Origin of the sequence: Desulfovibrio gilichinskyi, from assembly GCF_900177375.1 — a bacterium.
GTDB classification, from domain to species: Bacteria; Desulfobacterota; Desulfovibrionia; order Desulfovibrionales; family Desulfovibrionaceae; genus Maridesulfovibrio; species Maridesulfovibrio gilichinskyi.
The window spans coordinates 458,238-475,087 of the sequence record NZ_FWZU01000005.1; the positions used below are offsets into that span (position 1 = coordinate 458,238).

The window sequence follows — 16,850 nt, forward strand, 5'->3', positions numbered from 1 at the left end:
CATGAGTGAAAAGAGTACAAATAAATACTTGAAAGCTTTCACTCTGACTCTGGCGATAATAATTATTGCCGGAGTTGCTGGCTATTTTAAGCTGCAAGATTACTCTGCTCAAAAAGTAAGAGAGGTTGCAGCCAGATATTCTGATATTGCAAATATTGATTTCGACCGCGCCATGATAAACCCGTTTGACCGCAGCGTAAAAGTCTGGAATGTTCGTTGCGACTTTGCAGTCGGCGGAACTTGCTCGGCAAAAGTTATTTCAGTTAAAAAGTTTGACGATTCACATAGGTTTCCTTACTTTTTCGAAGGCGAGGCTCAGGGTGTGACCGTTCCTGTTGATTTTATGAATATGGGAACTTTAACCCGTGATTTTCGTAAGATGGGTTATGATGAGCTGTCTTTTGACCTGTCGGCTGACTACATATATGAGGATAAAGCTAAACAGCTGTCAGTACATGATCTGCACTTTAAAGGTGAAAACTTTTGCGAGCTGAATATAGGATTTGACCTTGAAAATGTTAAGCTGGATAGGCCGGGAATTAGCGGTTTAATCGGAGTAAAGGTTTTAGACGCCGGAATTATCGTGCATGACGATTCTCTTATTTCCAGAATGATTGAGTCGTCCGCTTCTTCAGCTAAAGTCAGTCTGGATGACTACCGCAAAGGGGTGATTGAAGATCTTCAACTTAAAATGCAAAAATCCCGAAGCACTGGAAACGGCTACGCTGAAAATTTTTATGGGGAACTCATGAAGTTTATAGCAAAACCGGAATATTTCGTTTTACGCTTTGAGCCTGCTAAACCTGTTCCCCTTCTCTACGCTTTTATGGGCAACAGCTTTGAAAATTTACTCAGTTTATACGGAGTTACAGCCTCAAGCGATCCTGTAATACAAGGAAAATGATAAGTTTTTAATTGGTTTTGACTTAGTAATAATTGGCAATTAGGTTGAATTTTTAGGACCAGCAAAGAGAACAAGGAGTGGCTATGCGCCTTTATAATACACTTGAACGTAAGAAAGAGGAATTTGTTCCTTTAAATGGCAATAAGGTCAGTTTGTATGCTTGCGGTATCACCGCTTATGACCTTTGTCATATCGGGCATGCACGCTCCTCGGTTGTTTTCGACGTTTTAGTACGGTATCTGCGGTACAAAGGGTATGATGTTACATTTGTACGCAACTTTACTGATATTGATGATAAAATAATCAACCGCGCAAATGAATCTGGTGTCTCTGCTGCAGATCTTGCTGAAAAATTTATCGGTGAGTTTTATGTGGATATGGATAAACTGAATATTCTTCGCGCTGATATTGAACCGAAGTGTACTGAGCATATTCCTGAAATGTTGGCACTTACTCAGACTCTTATCGATAAGGGGCATGCTTACTCAACTCCTTCCGGTGATGTTTATTTTAAAGTCCGTTCTTTTGAAGGATACGGCAAGCTTTCCGGTAGGAATATTGAAGATTTGCAGTCCGGAGCACGGATTCAGCCCGGTGAAGAAAAAGAAGATCCACTTGATTTTGCTCTCTGGAAAGCAGCAAAACCGGGTGAACCTTCATGGGAAAGTCCTTGGGGACAGGGACGTCCCGGCTGGCATCTTGAATGTTCAGCCATGAGCGAAAAATATTTGTCACTTCCTTTCGATATTCATGGTGGCGGGCAGGATTTGAGTTTTCCTCATCATGAAAATGAAATTGCCCAGAGTGAAGCCGCAACCGGAAAGCAGATGGCTCGTTTTTGGGTGCATAATGGATTTGTGCAGATTAATTCAGAAAAGATGTCAAAATCTCTCGGCAACTTTTTTACTATCAGAGATATCCTTGCTAAGTTTCTGCCTGAATCGCTTCGTTACTTCCTGCTAACAATGCATTACCGCAGCCCTCTTGATTTTTCTTTTGAAGCTCTTGAAGATGCCGAAAAAGGCATTCGCCGCGTATATGTAGCCATGGAACAGATGGAAGAAGCTCTTGATAAAGATAAATGGTCCAAGGCGGCCTTACCAGCTGAAGTGTTGGCTGAGCTTGAAGATGCAGAAAATGGCTGGGATGCTGCAATGGAAGACGATGTGAATACTGCCGGCGCAATGGGGCATATCTTCACAATTATCCGTCTTGCCGGACGCATCGCAGAAGATAAAGCTTGGCGCAAAAGCGAAGGCGGACGCGACGCTTGGATTCGTATTCTTGCTGATATGAAAAAATGGGGCGGAGTTTTAGGTGTCTTCACTGAAAAGCCTCAGACGTTTTTAGCAAAGCTTAAACTTTGTATGCTTGAGCGCAAAGGAATTGAAGTTGCCAAAGTTGATGAGCTTGTTTCAGCTCGTCAGGAAGCTAGAAAAAATAAGGATTTTGCTGAATCTGACAGAATCAGAGATGCTCTCTTAGAGCTTGGAGTAGAAGTCAAAGATACTTCTCATGGTCCTGTTTGGGACGTAATCTAAATTCGCAGCACAACACCGAGCAGTTATTAAAGAAACCGGATTTTTCCGGTTTCTTTTTTTTGCATAGTCAGCACTTAAGTAGTAGTGATTCATGATCTAAGGAGCTGCCAGCAATGAGGATAGGATTAAAGACTAAGACAATAGTGAGTGTTCTGCTTATGTGTGCCATTATGCTGATAGCAACACTGAGCGGAATTAATCAATTTATGAATCAGAATTCTTATTTGATTGAAAAATCTTTGGCTAATAAGAATTTTGATCGTGCTTCATATGCAATTTCAAAATCAGCTGATGATTTAAGTCACCTTTGCCGTAACTTGGCATGGCGGGATGACTCCTATAAGTTTATGGAAGATCATAATGAAAAATTTATCAGCTCAAATTTTGTTCCGGATATGTTCAACACATTTGATTTAGATTTCATTTTGTTTATCGATAGTAATGGGAAAATATTTGAAACATATTTCCCTGTAAGAAATGATACAATTTTAGGTTGTTTTTTACTTAATGGATGCAGTGGAAATGAATTAGTGAAGTCCGTCGGTCCTGAAGGGGCATCAGGTCTTATACGAATTTCCCATTCAATCGTGCAGTTTTCAGCTCAGAAAATATTTAACAGCTTAAAAACTAAAGATCCTCGTGGAACTTTAGTTATGGGGCGTTTTTTCGGTGACAATGATATTGCTGAATTAGGAAGAAATCTTCGTATGGACCTTTCACTGACAGAATTACGAAGTAAAGATGGAAAAGAAGTTTTTTTTGAACATTCAGGCATTCGTGGGAGTTCTCTCATAGCATATAAGGTCCTGCATGATACTTTTGGTAAACAGTTAGTTTTACTTAGAATGAAAGCCTACGAAGGGTTTAATTCCATGGGTAAATCTATGAATCTTGGGCTTTCCCTTTATATGATTGCTGTCTTGCTGTGTCTTGGCATTTGTACATATTTCTTTGTAAATTTTATTTTTGTGTCGAGAGTTAGAAAGCTGAAATCTCAACTTGATGGAACCAGAACAGTGAGAGCTGGTGGCAAGAGAGACAGGTTGCAGGTGATTTTAAGCGGCGATGATGAGCTGACGGATCTTTCCAAATCAATAAATGAGACGCTGCAGCTTGTGCAGGAAGAAAAAGAACGTGCTGAAGGTGCAAATAGAGTTAAAAGTGAATTCTTAGCAAATATGAGTCATGAGATTCGCACTCCTATGCATTCGATTCTCGGAATGGTTGAGCTGCTTAAAGAAACAAAACTCGATGATGAGCAAAAATATTTTTTGGAAGTAGCAGGTACTGCCGGAGAATCATTGCTTGAAGTTATTAATGATGTTCTGGAAATTTCTAAAATTGAAGCCGGGCATTTGGAAATAGAGAAACATCAGTTCATACTTCGCGAAATGATCGAAAGAGTCGTATCCGTACTTAATGTTGAGGCAAGCAAAAAAGGTCTTAAGATTATCTGCAATATTGAAAATGAAGTTCCGGAAATAGTAACCGGTGACCCAACCAGGATCAGGCAGGTCTTAACTAATTTAATAAGTAATTCCGTAAAATTTACAGGGAAAGGGATTGTCGATGTTCGGGTTGTTGTCGGTGAGGACGGCAATATTGTTTTTTCCGTTTCGGATACAGGTATTGGAATACCTGCGGATAAAATAAGTGCGATTTTTGAAAGCTTTACCCAGGCTGATTCATCAACTTCACGGAAATACGGTGGAACGGGCTTAGGGCTTCCTATCTCCCGAAAGTTAGTCGAAATGATGGGGGGTAAGCTTTCAGCCGAAAGCACTGTTGGTGTTGGATCAAAATTTTCTTTCTTTGTTAATTTAAAATATTAAGACGATATCAGCTTTAAAGATTGATTATTGCAATTGCAATTGACTTTATCTATATGGTAGTTATTTGTAATGTAAACCCGAAACAATCTTGAGAGGTTTGATATGTCGAATTTATTAGCTCTTGCCGGAATTTTTGCCGGTGTATTTATCTTGCTTAAGGTGGTGCTGCCAAAGTTAGGCATCAGCCCCTGACAGCCTTCTGGCGGCTGCCGTGATCAGCAGTGCACACTGGAAGACAGGCCGAAGCAGAAAGACGATTAGTTTATGACAATTTATGAGTAAAGTTTTTATTAAAAGCCCTTGGACTTTGTTCAAGGGCTTTTGTTTTTATCAAATGTATGCACTGCGCATGCAGTTAATCAGGGTTTTAATCCGGCAGTCATATGTATGTTCGGCCATAATTCTTTTTCGTGCTGCTTTTATTATTTTATTTCGCAAGTCCGGGTGGGCAGAATATTTTTCGATCAATTCAGGTATTTCGTCTAAACTATAGTAGACTGCTATTTCTTTTTCCGGTTCAAATAATTTTTCCATTTGGTATCTATGATCTGTCAGAATAAACCCGTTACATGCTGGAACATCAAAGACTCTCTGATTGACAGCTCCTTTCATCTGCTGACTTGTGCAGTTGAAATTAATCTTTGAACAAGGATAAAAGCGGGGAAGATCTTCATAGTATGAAAGCTCTGAATGATATTCCCATGATTTTTCGTTTTTAAGAAGTTCATTCCAGCCGTTGTCTCCTACTATCATCGGTGAAAATCTTAGTGTCTGCTTTACACATTCAAGTCGATATTCGAGTGTTGCCTGCCAGATAATAAGTGTTTCAAAAGCTAGTTTTCTGTATGGAGAGTCCAGCTTCTCATAGTTTTGGATAAGCTCTGGAAAATCCGTCTTTAAATAATTATAAACTGACGGTTCGGATTTATTTGCAAATTCATGTGCAATTTCTTTCCAGCGAAGTTTCAATAGATCATCAAGCTTTGCGGCTTCAAGGCGGCGTGCTGTTTTATGAACCATTGAATTACCGACAAAAGAGACATCTCTGTCCCACTTGGGCTCACTGCACCCGTTACTTGGCTTGAATCGTGTCTGATCTGTTCCGAGCGGAAGGTGAAAAATATTTTCAAACCCCATATCCCTTAGAGAATCCATTCGGTCAGCATCCCACGTAAATATGGCCGTATTGATGTCAGCCTGTGCTTTATACAGCGGAAGCAGTAGCATAGGATTATCGACAAACCAAGAGGCTAAAGGAATATTGAACTTGTGAAGTAAGTTATTTAAGACACCTTCTTGATCAACACCTAAGTGATTAACGGTCAGAACAAAATCCGGCCTGAAAATGTTAAGCGCAGAAGAAATTCTCGAGACAAAGGCTTCAAGGTCCATCTCTTTGGCGTCCATATTGATGAACATGTGGGGAATGGATTGCCTTTCACAGGCCGCGACGATTTCACCCATCAAAAAATACTGGCTTGTCAGGAGAAGTATTCTAGGATTTTCAGATTGGAACTTCGGCCATGACGGAGTTTGAGATTCAATTGCGGAACCTGACTCAATAAGCCTGGTTACTTCTGCATAAAATGGTGAAAGTCTGAGGTAAAAATGGATAGTAAGCAGCTGAATTTCAAGGTTGTATTGACGTTTGAGTTCTAAAATATGTCTGACTGCATTGGCCGGTGAAGAAGTATTTATCCAGCAGACATTCTGATGATTTTGAAATTTTCTCTTTAAATCACTGACAGCAAGAATCGGTTCTTCACAGTCAAGTATGAGCAGTGGTCGTTTTGTCTGTTCAAGTAAAATCTGTGCGGCAATTCCGAGTCCTGATCCTATGAGAAGCGGTATTTTTTCCGCGGTGACTTCCGAGGCCAGTCTTGCCTCCTTCTCAGGTCCGAACTTTCCCCACATGTGTTTTGTTTTATTAGCTGCTGAAATGCATATGTCATGCAGGGCTGAATCTTTAGAGATAGCACGGACGGAGTAAGTCTTAATCATTTAAAAGTCCTACCATGAATCTGCCGCAGGTTTGTGATAGAAAAATTCAATCCTTCTATTTTTCTCTCTGTTGGCAGGAGTATCGTTTTTTACAAGCGGCTGGGTGTCTGCATATCCTACAGCTTTAAGCCTTTTGGTCGATATATCGCCATGCTCAGCTATATACCGTAAAGCTCTGGCCGCTCTTGCAGACGAAAGCTCCCAATTGGTCGGGAATTTTTCTGAACCTGTTTCAGAGTTGTCCGTATGGCCTCTGACAACCAGATCGTAATTATTCTCTTTAAGAACACTTATAACTTTGTTGAGGGTTTTTTCCGCACCTGGTTTTAATGTGGCTGTACCCGGCTGAAAAAGTGATGCGCTGTCAGTGCTCATCAAAACTCCGTCACGATCTGCATTTACACCTGAAGATTTTCTGGTGGCTGCGTCTTCATTAAGCAGTGCTTTAATGTGCAGGACAAGTCCGAGCAGTCGCTTGTCGTTGCTGTCCATTTTTATTTCTTTGCGCTCAAGATCCGAAGGAGTCAGTGCTAGAAAATCCGCTTCAGGTCGTTCAATTGTTACACCGAAAGCATCTTGAATTGACCCGAGAAGTTCTTTAAATTTTTCGGCATCATTTGACGCAAAAGATAAGAGTAATACAAAAAAGCACAATAAAAGAGTAACCATGTCCGCAAATGTTGCCATCCATGGTGGTAATCCTTCCTCTGGAGGCGGATCATTGTTTTTCGGCTTAAGAATTACTATTTTCGGCATGGCAGGCCTATATTTTAGGACATTGCGTCGCGCATGGCCGGAGCAAGGAATGCTTGAAGTTTTTCCTTTACGATAGAAGGGTGTTCACCTTTTTGGATAGCAATAACTCCTTCAACCATAATCTCCATGTAAAGTGATTCTTCAAAAGAGCGTTCTTCAAGTTTTTTGGCGAGAGGTAGAAAGACTACGTTGGCAAGAACTGCTCCGTAAAGAGTTGTCAGCAATGCAACTGCCATAGCAGGGCCGATAGCATCCGGGTTACTGAGGTTGGAAAGCATATTAACCAGACCTATCAGTGTACCGATCATACCGAAGGCTGGAGCCATCGCTCCCATCCCTTTCATTACAGACTGTCCTTGAAAATGCCGCTTCTTCATGAAATCAATTTCAATTTCCATGATAGCACGGACAATGCTGTCATCAGTACCGTCAGCCACAAGAATGACTCCTTTTTTCAGATAAGGGTCATCTATCGCAACTTTTTCCAGCGCGACAAGACTTTCTTTTCTTGCAGTTTCAGCAAGGGCGACAATTTGATCAATAATAGCTTTCGGATCGCGTGATTTAGCGAAGAATCCTTTCAGGGCGATTTTAAAAGCCTTCAGCACAACTCCCATCGGGAACATTATAAAGACCGAGGCAAATGTTCCTCCGAAAACGACAACAGCAGAAGGCGCATCAATAAAGCCTGCCGCATTTCCTCCCATCATGATGGTTGCGACAACGAGGCCTAATCCGCCGACAATTCCTATTAGAGTTGCAATATCCATAAGTGTTTATTTTTTTAGCGCGGGAGAACCCACTTTAATTTCATGGTTTTCGTAATAGAAAAAAACATTTTCCAATGGTTCATTCACCTGTAAAAATGCCTGCCCGATACTGATTTCAACACCAACTTTAACAATTCCCGGAACCATTATTCTGCATGTATCAAGTCTTGCAGTCTGTTCAAGCTTATTCCACAATTGCTTTTTTTTGTTCTTCAAGTAGCTTATTTTCACTTTACATTTATCAATTTTATCTTTGTATTCAATTTCAGAACTGGACCCGTTTGGAAGCTTGCCGGAGTAATCGGTTATCTGCTCAGTAAGCTTATCTATCTGCTCTGAAATTTTGTCTATCTGCAAGAGCATAAGCGGGCTGTAGCCGACAATTAACTGAGCCGGAGTGCTGAGACCTCCGCCAAGTTGTTCGCCCACATAAATGTACTGGTTGCTGTAACATGGTCCACCGCAAAGCCTGCCTTTGACAGCCAGTTTGCCTTCACAATAAATTTTAGTGTGCATGCAACTATTATCAATGATAATATTCTTACCGCTTACAAGCGTAGCATTTTCGCAAAATTTAGTCCTTAAACTATTTTTTGTTTCAATATGGGCTTCTCCGTGTCCCTTGATGCCCCCGTCGCATTTTAAAAATCCGCCTGCATTGACTTTTGCCCGTTCTATAACGCCTTTTACGTTGATATTGTAGGCTCTTATCTCTAGACCTGATTTGATTGAGCCATGCACAATCAAGTCGCCGACAAAGAAAATATTACCGGTGTTTAAACCTGCGTTCCCTCTGATATTGAGCAGTTCTTTTACTGTGATCAGCCCGTCATCATTATAAAAAACGTACCCGTTACGGGTAGCAATTAGTTGCTCACGATTTTCCGGATTGCTCGTGGTGTTTGGACCTCTAGGAAATTTTTTTTCATGATAGGATCTGTACTCACTTGAAATTTCTCCGTTGTCATCGTCTTCCCACTGAGCAAGGACTTGTCCGATTACAACACTTTGAACATATCCTATATTATAAAAATCTACGCTTCCGTCATCTTTTTGTGTTGGTGTTAAGTGTTGATGATCGAAGTCAGGATTAAAGAAATGTTTAAGTCTTGGCATGTCCTTTCCCATAAGATGCTTAAAAATCTAGGATATCTCTAGTTCGTCATCAATCAGATTGAAAAATGAGATTAGTCTGACAAGTTCTAATGTCTTACATATCTGCTCACTCGGGCGCAGTAGATACATATTTTTATTAAGGCTTTTTAGTCTGGAGTTCAGTGATACAAGGAATCCTATTCCTGAGCTGTCTAAAAAATGGGCTTCAGAAAGATTTGCAATAACAATTTTAATTTCAGGAGAGTTGCTTTTAGCTTCAACATTACTTTTAAAGCCGTGAAGCGATTCAATAGTAATTTCTTTTCCGAATTTTAGAGTCATTACTCCATCGGATATAGTTATTCTTTCGTCTTCCATTGATCTTCCTCTATTTTCCGAGTTAGCCTGATTATGTTCTTGCCATTTTCTTTAACAAGTTCGAAGGAATCCATCAATTTTGACATAATGAACATGCCGCGTCCTCCTACCGCTTCCGGCGAAGGCATGGAGAAGTCAATTGATTCAGAACAAAGACCTTTCCCCCAGTCCGCAATTTCCAGAACAATGTGATCCGGCGGGAAAATTTCTATTTTAAGTTCCAGCTTGTTGCAGTCAGCGATTTTTTCATAAGCGTGTCTGGCTACATTGGAGCATGCTTCAGTCAAAACCAAGTCTATGTCGTGAAGTATGTTTTCATCTAAAATGAATTTTTTAAGTATGAGAACGGCTCTTCTGGCAATTTCTCTACTTTCTTCAGGGTTGGGAACCGCTTCCAGCACAAAACTATGCATGAATGCTCCAATGTCCTTACTGAACGGAAATGTCGCTCCGATCATGTGTTGCAATTGTTGTCGACATGAGTAGCTGATTTATTAACCCTAATCCTCTCTTTTTCGCTAAATAAGTCAAGCTAAAAGCAGAATCTCAGGTGAAATCGCGTGAGTCCAGAATAATCGTAACAGGCCCCCAGTTAACGAAGTCCACGTTCATCATAGCTCCGAATTCGCCCGTTTCGACTTTGCCTGGAGCTTTGATTCTAACAGCCTCAGTAAGTTTTTCAAATAATGTTTTTGCCAGATCAGGGGCAGCCGCTCCGGTAAAAGACGGTCTTCTTCCGTTGCGGCATGATGCGTAAAGTGTAAATTGCGAAACAAGCAGGATGTCTCCGCCAAAGTCTTCCAGAGACTGATTCATTTTTCCCTGTGTATCTTCAAATATTCGAAGGCCGATCATTTTATTAATGATTGTTTCCCAAACTTTTGAATCAGGGAGATCCGCGGTATCTTCTTTTCCGAATCCCACCAGCACCATTATTCCGTTACCTATAGATCCAACGGTATTTGGTCCGACATCCACTTTAGCTCTACTGGTTCTTTGTATAACTAAGCGCATTGTATTAAATTTCGCTGTATGTCGCTACTGATGATTCATTTTCAGAAACAGAAGCGTAAATCAGCTTGATTTCGTCTGTCTCAACTCTTTTTTTCATTTCTTCATATACATAGCGCGCCAGATTTTCCGAAGATGGATTTCTGTTTTTGAAATACTCGATTTTGTTAAGGTCTTTATGATCGAGTGTTTCTAAAACATCCGCTAGTTCGGTTTTAAGCACTTTGAAGTCCATAACTATTTCTACTTCAGGATCAAGTTTACATCCTTCCACTTCAACTTCTACACCGAAATTATGGCCATGCATATTTTCGCATTTCCCGTTGTAGTTTCTTAACTGGTGAGCCGCTGCAAAGTCTTTTTTTACTTTAAGTTTCCATTTTCCCTGTTTCATTATCATCTCCATGTATCTTATATATTATTAACGAAATTTTTAGCCTGCCTGTACTGAACCTTTTTTACGCCATGAATTGAATTCTTTCCAAAAGTCTCCATTGGGTCTTATTGAATAAGATGGCCCAAGCCGCAGAGAGCAGATTGCTTCTTCCAGAAACAGTTGCAGCGTTACCGGAGCAGAGCCCGGGTATCCTCCGAGGATTGCTTTCAGTTCTTTTATCCCTTCTTCAGAGCAGTGCGCGCCGTTAACGGGAAGTGGGACCGCTTCCTGACATCCGGCCTGAGCGTTAGACAGCAAACTTACTTCTTCTGCTAGAACTTTTGCCTGCTTAGGTGCATCCGAGGGGGCGTCTTCCTGATCACGCAGGTCGATTTTACCTTTTACGAGCAGCGGTTGATCCTGCGTTAAAAAATGTCCTGCAACGGCAAAAGTGTTCGGCAGCATGGTCAGCTCACCGGATCCGGTCATATCCTCCATTTGACAGAAGGCCATTTTGTCACCTTTCTTGGTGACATATTCTTTATATGACGGAATTATTACGCCGAGTCTGACCTGTGCTCCGTTACTCATTTGTTTACATTCATCAATTGTAACGATGCCGAGACGTTTCATCTCATGGCGGTAGGCCAGCAGAGGATGGCTTGTCAGGAAAAAACCGAGAGCTTCTTTTTCAAGTTTAAGTTTTTCCTCGTCCCCCCATTCTTCTGCGTTAAATTCATCAAAAGTTACAGGGGCAGGTTCGCTGTCAGCTCCACCTGAGCCTCCGAGCATATCAAGCATGTTGAGCATACCTGATTCTTTTTCCTTGGTTTTTCTCTGACCGTAGGAAACAGCTTTATCAAGACCTGCCATCAGGCCGGCGCGGGTTACGTCTAAGCTGTCCATAGCTCCGGCTCTGATAAGATATTCAATGACTCTTTTGGTTACTCTTCGCAGATTAACTCTTGAACAGAAATCAATCAGGCCGGCGAACGGGCCGTTCTTTTCCCGCTCGATAACAATTTCATTAATAGCTTCTTCGCCGACGTTTTTAATCCCGGCCATTCCGTAAATAATATCACCTTCATGAACAGAGAATCTGGCCTTGCCGAGATTGATATCCGGTTGACGGACAGTAACCTCAAGGTCACGACAGGCGTTGATGTATATGATGATTTTTTCGGTATTATTCATTTCAGTACTCATTAGAGCTGCCATGAATTCTACTGGAAAATGCGCCTTAAGGAAGGCTGTGTAATATGAAATAAGTGCGTAGGCTGCGGAGTGTGATTTGTTGAAACCGTAAGCCGCAAATTCTTCCATAAGGTCGAAAATAGCGTTGGCCGTTTTTTCAGGAATCTCATTTTCCCTGGCACCTTCAAGGAATCTGACACGCTGTTTGGACATTTCATCAGGGTCTTTTTTACCCATTGCACGCCGGAGCAGGTCACCTTCACCAAGTGAATAGTTGGCGATGGTCATAGCCGCCGCCATAACCTGTTCCTGATAAACAATAACCCCGTAAGTTGAGGCCAGACTGGCTTCCAGAGTAGGGTAGAGATAGCTTACTTCTATTTCACCGTGCTTACGCTTAATAAATTCGTCAACCATGCCGGAACCGAGCGGCCCCGGCCGGTACAGGGCAAGCATGGCGATAATATCTTCAAAGCAGTTCGGCTTGAGCATGCGCAGATATTTACGCATTCCCGAAGATTCAACCTGGAAAACACCGTCAGTGTCACCTTTGCAGAAAATATCGTAAGTAGCCTGATCATCCAGAATAAGGTTTTCGAGATCCGGAGCTTCTTTGCCCTGTTCGCGTATGATATCAAGACAGTCTTCGACAACAGTCATGGTCCTCAGGCCAAGAAAGTCGAATTTGATCAGACCGACTTTTTCAACCTTTTTCATGTCGAACTGGGTAACAACTTCGCCTTTTTTACCGAGGTAAAGGGGAAGATAGTCCATCATGGGTTTGTCTGATATAACAACACCTGCCGCATGAGTTGATGCGTGGCGCGACATTCCTTCCAAACGTTTGGCTATATCTATCAATTTGGCAATTTTCGGATCAAAATCTGCCATGTTCTGCAGTTCAGGGACAGCTTTAACCGCATTTTCAACATTGATTTTAGCTTTACTTACGCCGAGCATTTTAGCCAGCAGCCCCGGATCATCGGGGATAAGCTTTGCAATCTTATCCGTTTCGGCAAAGGTCATTCCCATGGCGCGGCCTACGTCTTTGATAACCGCTTTCGCTTTCATGGTTCCGAATGTGGTTATCTGCGCTACGTGGTCCCATCCGTACTTTTCAGAGCAGTACTTAACTACTTCAAGCCTTCTGCGTTCGCAAAAGTCAACGTCGATATCAGGCATTGAAATACGTTCGACGTTAAGGAATCTTTCGAAGAGCAGATCGAACGGAAGCGGGTCGATGTTGGTGATACGCAGTGACCATGCAACGATGGAACCCGCCGCGGAACCACGGCCCGGTCCGACAGGAATGCGGTGATCTTTTGCCCAGTTGATAAAATCCTGAACAATAAGAAAGTATGCGGGAAACCCCATCTCAATGATGACGCCCAGTTCATAATCGAGTCTTTTCCAATATTTTTTTTCATCAACTTCATATGGAAGCTTGGACAGCCTTCTTTTCAAACCGTCACGGCAAAGTTTTTCGAATTCAGAGTTGATGGTCATCCCTTCCGCAAGCTCGTATTCCGGAAAGTAGTAATTGCCGAGTTCAATTTCCAGATTGCACATTTCCGCGATGCGCTGAGTGTTGGCTATGGCTTCAGGAACGTGTGCGAAATATTCTTCGAATTCTTCAGGGGCCTTGAAGTAAAGTTCATCGGTATCCATACGCATTCTTTTTTCAGCATCCACAGTTGTCTGGGTCTGAATGCACAGGAGCAGGTCGTGAGCTTCGTAGTCATCTTTGGTCAGATAGTGACAGTCGTTAGTGGCAACAAGAGGTAAGCCTGTGCGGTTGGCACACTCGATCAGCAGTTTATTGGCGTCTTCCTGTATAGCTAGCCCGTTGGCCTGAATTTCAATGTAAAAGTTGTCAGGGAAAATCTGGGCATAAGTCTGCGCCATTTTAACGCCCGCATCGATTCCTTCATTCATCAGCGATTTGCACACTTCACCTGCAAGGCAGGCAGAAAGGCAGACCAGTCCTTCACTATATTTATTGAGCAGGTATTTACTTACGCGCGGTTTGTAGTGAAATCCTTCAAGGTATCCAAGAGATACAAGCTTGATAAGATTTTTATATCCTTGCTGATTTTTAGCTAAAAGTATCAGGTGATACCGCTCCCTGCGATCTTTTCTTTTGTGCGCGTCCTCGTCATCAATGTCGCCCGGGGCCACATATACTTCACAACCGATAATAGGTTTTATGCCCATTTCAAGCGCAGTCATATAGAACACCACGGCTCCGAACATGGTTCCGTGGTCGGTAATGGAAACAGCAGGCATTCCTAAATCTTTAGCTCGCTGACATAAATCCTTAATGCGGATAGCACCGTCAAGCAGGCTGTATTCGGTGTGAACATGTAGATGGACAAATTCTGACATATATTATTCCTGATAGTGAGATAGTTTTCTAAAGTCGTTTGAAGTGGTAGTATTTGCTTTAAGCTGGACTAGTCAACACGATTTGGGCAATTAATGAAATCAGTTTATCGTCCATGTTGAACCCCTGTTTAAAATATATATATTTGTCAGGATGTTGAATATGGTTAATACCAGCTTAGTCTCAGCCAATAATAACTGCACAGGTAAAATATCCGCATGACATCCCTACTATATATATATGAACGTGGTCCTTTGCTTTTGCTTTTTGCTACCGGATACATTTTGTATAGGGTTATCGCCGCCGTCCGGCTGCCAGAATATTTCTCGGAAAAGGCGGTAAGCCTGAGCCGCGGAAGAGCTGACTATCTTCTATTGTCGCTGATATTCGTTTCAGCGGGAATGTCTATGTTCATCCCCAATGCCGTAACCGTGCTTGCAATGATTCCTGTCATCCGCAAACTCGACGCGGAACTTGAATCAATGACAACGCCTTTGACGCTATCTATTATATATGGAGCAAATATCGGCGGCATGGGTTCGCTTATCGGAAGTCCTGCAAACATGCTGCTTATTGGAGCCTTGGACTTTTTTAAAGTTGCCGGCAGGGATAAGATTACCTTCTTTAACTGGTTTATATGGGCCGTACCACTGGTTCTGTTGTTCCTGATGCTTGCATGGTTCACAGTACGGCTTGCTCTTCCAAAGGGCGGACGAACAATCCCTACAAAATTTCAGGGCAGGGCAAAATCTATTTCAATAAGACAGAAACGAGGTCTTAAAATCTTCGGCTTCTTTTTAGGATTCTGGTTACTGACTTCAGTTCTTAGGGAGTTTATTCCTGTATATGCTGAGTTCGAGTTCATAGCTGCCCTTATCTTTACAGCAATTTTTCTCAAAGTGATCTTTGGAAGAGTCCGTACAGGGTTAGCAGGTGCGGAGAGTAAAGGGTCGTTGATGGAATGGAGCAGCCTACTTGATGGAGTTCCTAAGCAGGGTATATTGTTTTTGGTGATTTTAGGAGCAGTCGTCGGACTCGTAAAGATTCTGGATATTGATATGTATGTTGCAGAGTGGTTCAAATCTCTTTTGAGCATGCTTGCTGTAAACGGGCAGAGCGGGTATTTGCTGTATCTGGTAACAGGTATGGTCGTAATCATGCTCACCGAAGTGATGAGCAATACGATTGTTTCAACTGCGTTCTTTGCAGTGGTCGCGCAAACAGCTGATTCCTTCGGCGCTAACACTATGGGGCTTATGATACTGGTTTCGATAGCTTCAACCTGTGCATTCATGACTCCCATAGCCACACCTTGCAATAGTCTGGCCTACGGGGAGATGCGAAAGGTGTCATTGCGAACTATGTTGGTGCTTGGACTTGTGTTGAATATATTCGGAATCTTGTTGCTGTCGGCGTGGGTGTGGAAGGTTATTCCTTATGTATATGGGTAGGAAGCGTATAGTAATTTAAACGATAGAGAGATTAAAATGGAATATACTGAGAAGTTGAAAGAGTATTTAAAGAAAGAAGGCGCTGACCTTGTCGGCGTTACAGATGTTCACTCACTATCCGAGTTGAAAACTATCCCTGACAACCTGCTTTCACCATTCACTCACGCAGTATCCATTGCCATGCGCATTCCGAGAGCTGTGTTTGATTTTATTATTGATCAACCGACACCTCTTTATAGTTCCATGTATCAGAATGTGAACAGATTACTGGATGAAGTCGCTTATAAGGGGGCGAAGAAGCTTCAGTCGGATGGATATCTTAGCTTGCCTATCCCGGCATCTCAGATAATTGATCATGAAGAATGGCATGGAGCGATCAGCCATAAAGCTGTTGCACGAATAGCAGGGCTTGGGTGGCAAGGTAAAAACCTGCTCTTGATAACGCCTGAATACGGTTCGAAGGTAAGGCTGGTTACAATCTTGACGAATGCACCGTTGTCTGTTGACTCTCCTATCGCTAATCGTTGCGGCAAGTGCAGGAAGTGTACAGAAGCGTGTCCTGCGGGAGCCATCAAAGACCGTTCAACAAAAGATTATTACAAGAGCCGTGATGAAGCATTGGATTTCAGCAAGTGTGTTTTGAAGCTGACTGGAGAGTTTCAGCATTTGCCAAACGTAAGTGGGTTAATTTGCGGGGTCTGTATTAAGGTTTGCCCATGGGGTAGCAAGTTGCGGTAGGGGCTACGTTTATGGCTTACAGTGTTAACCGGCTGTATCTTCATGGGATATCCACAATAATTCAAAAACCTGTTGACTGTTTGGAGTGATTTACATAGAACCTCTTTCTCGGGTCGGCAACGGCTGAACGCCACAGCACTTCCCGGGATTTTTTTTGACTGACCGGTCACAAAACGGTTGACATTGAGACGGTGATTATATAGTTTCCGACTCCGCGCTTCCGAAAGGGGCGTAACCGAGTTAAGTCTCGGAGATCATTGAAAAAAAAAGTTAAATTAGTTGTTGACTGAACGAGCTTACTTGAGTAGGTTTCGCCAGCTTCCTTTAAGGCTGAAAGCAGCACGAACACGAGTTGTTCGCAGGAAGAATGACAGTAAAAACTTTTAAAAAGTGATTGACAGCGAAAGCGGTTTGATTTAG

Annotated in this window: 14 protein-coding genes; 5 read left to right on the forward strand and 9 right to left on the reverse strand. The window is 42.2% G+C overall.

Annotated features, from left to right (window positions below; genetic code table 11):
- The first annotated feature begins 1 nt into the window (after position 1).
- The 3 genes from B9N78_RS15940 to B9N78_RS15950 all read left to right on the forward strand — a co-directional run bounded on the left by B9N78_RS15940 (position 2) and on the right by B9N78_RS15950 (position 4,277).
- Positions 2-904 (forward strand): hypothetical protein, encoded by a 903-nt coding sequence (locus B9N78_RS15940; RefSeq protein WP_085104141.1) that lies wholly within the window; start codon positions 2-4, stop codon positions 902-904.
- An 83-nt stretch (positions 905-987) separates the two neighbouring features.
- Complete coding sequence (cysS, locus tag B9N78_RS15945) at positions 988-2,445, forward strand: cysteine--tRNA ligase (RefSeq protein WP_085104066.1); 1,458 nt, start codon at positions 988-990, stop codon at positions 2,443-2,445.
- Between the two features lie 113 nt (positions 2,446-2,558).
- The gene (locus B9N78_RS15950) at positions 2,559-4,277 is read left to right on the forward strand and encodes a sensor histidine kinase (protein ID WP_085104068.1); all 1,719 of its coding nucleotides are present in this window, start codon (positions 2,559-2,561) and stop codon (positions 4,275-4,277) included.
- Positions 4,278-4,607: 330 nt separating this feature from the next.
- Here the strand turns inward: B9N78_RS15950 and B9N78_RS15955 are convergent, their stop codons facing one another.
- The 9 genes from B9N78_RS15955 to dnaE all read right to left on the reverse strand — a co-directional run bounded on the left by B9N78_RS15955 (position 4,608) and on the right by dnaE (position 14,243).
- On the reverse strand, positions 4,608-6,278 hold the full coding sequence (locus B9N78_RS15955) for a CgeB family protein (RefSeq protein WP_085104070.1): 1,671 nt from the start codon (positions 6,276-6,278) through the stop codon (positions 4,608-4,610).
- A gap of 9 nt (positions 6,279-6,287) precedes the next feature.
- Positions 6,288-7,034 carry an OmpA family protein gene (locus B9N78_RS15960; RefSeq protein WP_085104072.1) on the reverse strand — a complete coding sequence of 249 codons (747 nt, stop codon included), beginning with the start codon at positions 7,032-7,034 and terminating at the stop codon, positions 6,288-6,290.
- Between the two features lie 14 nt (positions 7,035-7,048).
- On the reverse strand, positions 7,049-7,804 hold the full coding sequence (locus B9N78_RS15965; protein ID WP_085104074.1) for a motility protein A: 756 nt from the start codon (positions 7,802-7,804) through the stop codon (positions 7,049-7,051).
- A gap of 6 nt (positions 7,805-7,810) precedes the next feature.
- Entirely contained in the window at positions 7,811-8,920 is a 1,110-nt protein-coding gene (locus B9N78_RS15970; protein ID WP_085104076.1) for a FapA family protein, read from the reverse strand.
- A 27-nt stretch (positions 8,921-8,947) separates the two neighbouring features.
- Complete coding sequence (locus tag B9N78_RS15975; protein ID WP_085104077.1) at positions 8,948-9,277, reverse strand: STAS domain-containing protein; 330 nt, start codon at positions 9,275-9,277, stop codon at positions 8,948-8,950.
- Positions 9,259-9,690, reverse strand: a complete 432-nt coding sequence (locus B9N78_RS15980; RefSeq protein ID WP_085104079.1) for an ATP-binding protein — start codon at positions 9,688-9,690, stop codon at positions 9,259-9,261. The genes B9N78_RS15975 and B9N78_RS15980 overlap by 19 nt, the downstream gene beginning before the upstream one ends.
- A gap of 133 nt (positions 9,691-9,823) precedes the next feature.
- The gene (gene dtd, locus B9N78_RS15985; protein WP_085104081.1) at positions 9,824-10,291 is read right to left on the reverse strand and encodes a D-aminoacyl-tRNA deacylase; all 468 of its coding nucleotides are present in this window, start codon (positions 10,289-10,291) and stop codon (positions 9,824-9,826) included.
- Between the two features lie 4 nt (positions 10,292-10,295).
- Complete coding sequence (queD, locus tag B9N78_RS15990; RefSeq protein WP_170921452.1) at positions 10,296-10,682, reverse strand: 6-carboxytetrahydropterin synthase QueD; 387 nt, start codon at positions 10,680-10,682, stop codon at positions 10,296-10,298.
- A 39-nt stretch (positions 10,683-10,721) separates the two neighbouring features.
- Entirely contained in the window at positions 10,722-14,243 is a 3,522-nt protein-coding gene (gene dnaE, locus B9N78_RS15995) for a DNA polymerase III subunit alpha (RefSeq protein WP_085104085.1), read from the reverse strand.
- A gap of 216 nt (positions 14,244-14,459) precedes the next feature.
- Here dnaE and B9N78_RS16000 point away from each other — a divergent pair, with 216 nt between their 5' ends.
- Together B9N78_RS16000 and B9N78_RS16005 are read left to right on the forward strand one after the other, a co-directional pair.
- Complete coding sequence (locus B9N78_RS16000) at positions 14,460-15,692, forward strand: SLC13 family permease (protein WP_085104087.1); 1,233 nt, start codon at positions 14,460-14,462, stop codon at positions 15,690-15,692.
- Positions 15,693-15,728: 36 nt separating this feature from the next.
- Entirely contained in the window at positions 15,729-16,430 is a 702-nt protein-coding gene (locus tag B9N78_RS16005) for an epoxyqueuosine reductase (RefSeq protein ID WP_085104089.1), read from the forward strand.
- The last annotated feature ends 420 nt before the right edge of the window (positions 16,431-16,850 follow it).

Coding starts and splice junctions, on each gene's coding strand:
- cysS (WP_085104066.1), top strand. CDS start 988: ATGCGCCTTTATAATACACTTGAACGTAAGAAAGAGGAATTTGTTCCT.
- B9N78_RS15955 (WP_085104070.1), bottom strand. CDS start 6,278: ATGATTAAGACTTACTCCGTCCGTGCTATCTCTAAAGATTCAGCCCTG.
- B9N78_RS16005 (WP_085104089.1), top strand. CDS start 15,729: ATGGAATATACTGAGAAGTTGAAAGAGTATTTAAAGAAAGAAGGCGCT.
- queD (WP_170921452.1), bottom strand. CDS start 10,682: ATGAAACAGGGAAAATGGAAACTTAAAGTAAAAAAAGACTTTGCAGCG.
- B9N78_RS15960 (WP_085104072.1), bottom strand. CDS start 7,034: ATGCCGAAAATAGTAATTCTTAAGCCGAAAAACAATGATCCGCCTCCA.
- B9N78_RS15965 (WP_085104074.1), bottom strand. CDS start 7,804: ATGGATATTGCAACTCTAATAGGAATTGTCGGCGGATTAGGCCTCGTT.
- B9N78_RS15950 (WP_085104068.1), top strand. CDS start 2,559: ATGAGGATAGGATTAAAGACTAAGACAATAGTGAGTGTTCTGCTTATG.
- dnaE (WP_085104085.1), bottom strand. CDS start 14,243: ATGTCAGAATTTGTCCATCTACATGTTCACACCGAATACAGCCTGCTT.
- dtd (WP_085104081.1), bottom strand. CDS start 10,291: ATGCGCTTAGTTATACAAAGAACCAGTAGAGCTAAAGTGGATGTCGGA.
- B9N78_RS15970 (WP_085104076.1), bottom strand. CDS start 8,920: ATGCCAAGACTTAAACATTTCTTTAATCCTGACTTCGATCATCAACAC.
- B9N78_RS15975 (WP_085104077.1), bottom strand. CDS start 9,277: ATGGAAGACGAAAGAATAACTATATCCGATGGAGTAATGACTCTAAAA.
- B9N78_RS15980 (WP_085104079.1), bottom strand. CDS start 9,690: ATGCATAGTTTTGTGCTGGAAGCGGTTCCCAACCCTGAAGAAAGTAGA.
- B9N78_RS15940 (WP_085104141.1), top strand. CDS start 2: ATGAGTGAAAAGAGTACAAATAAATACTTGAAAGCTTTCACTCTGACT.
- B9N78_RS16000 (WP_085104087.1), top strand. CDS start 14,460: ATGACATCCCTACTATATATATATGAACGTGGTCCTTTGCTTTTGCTT.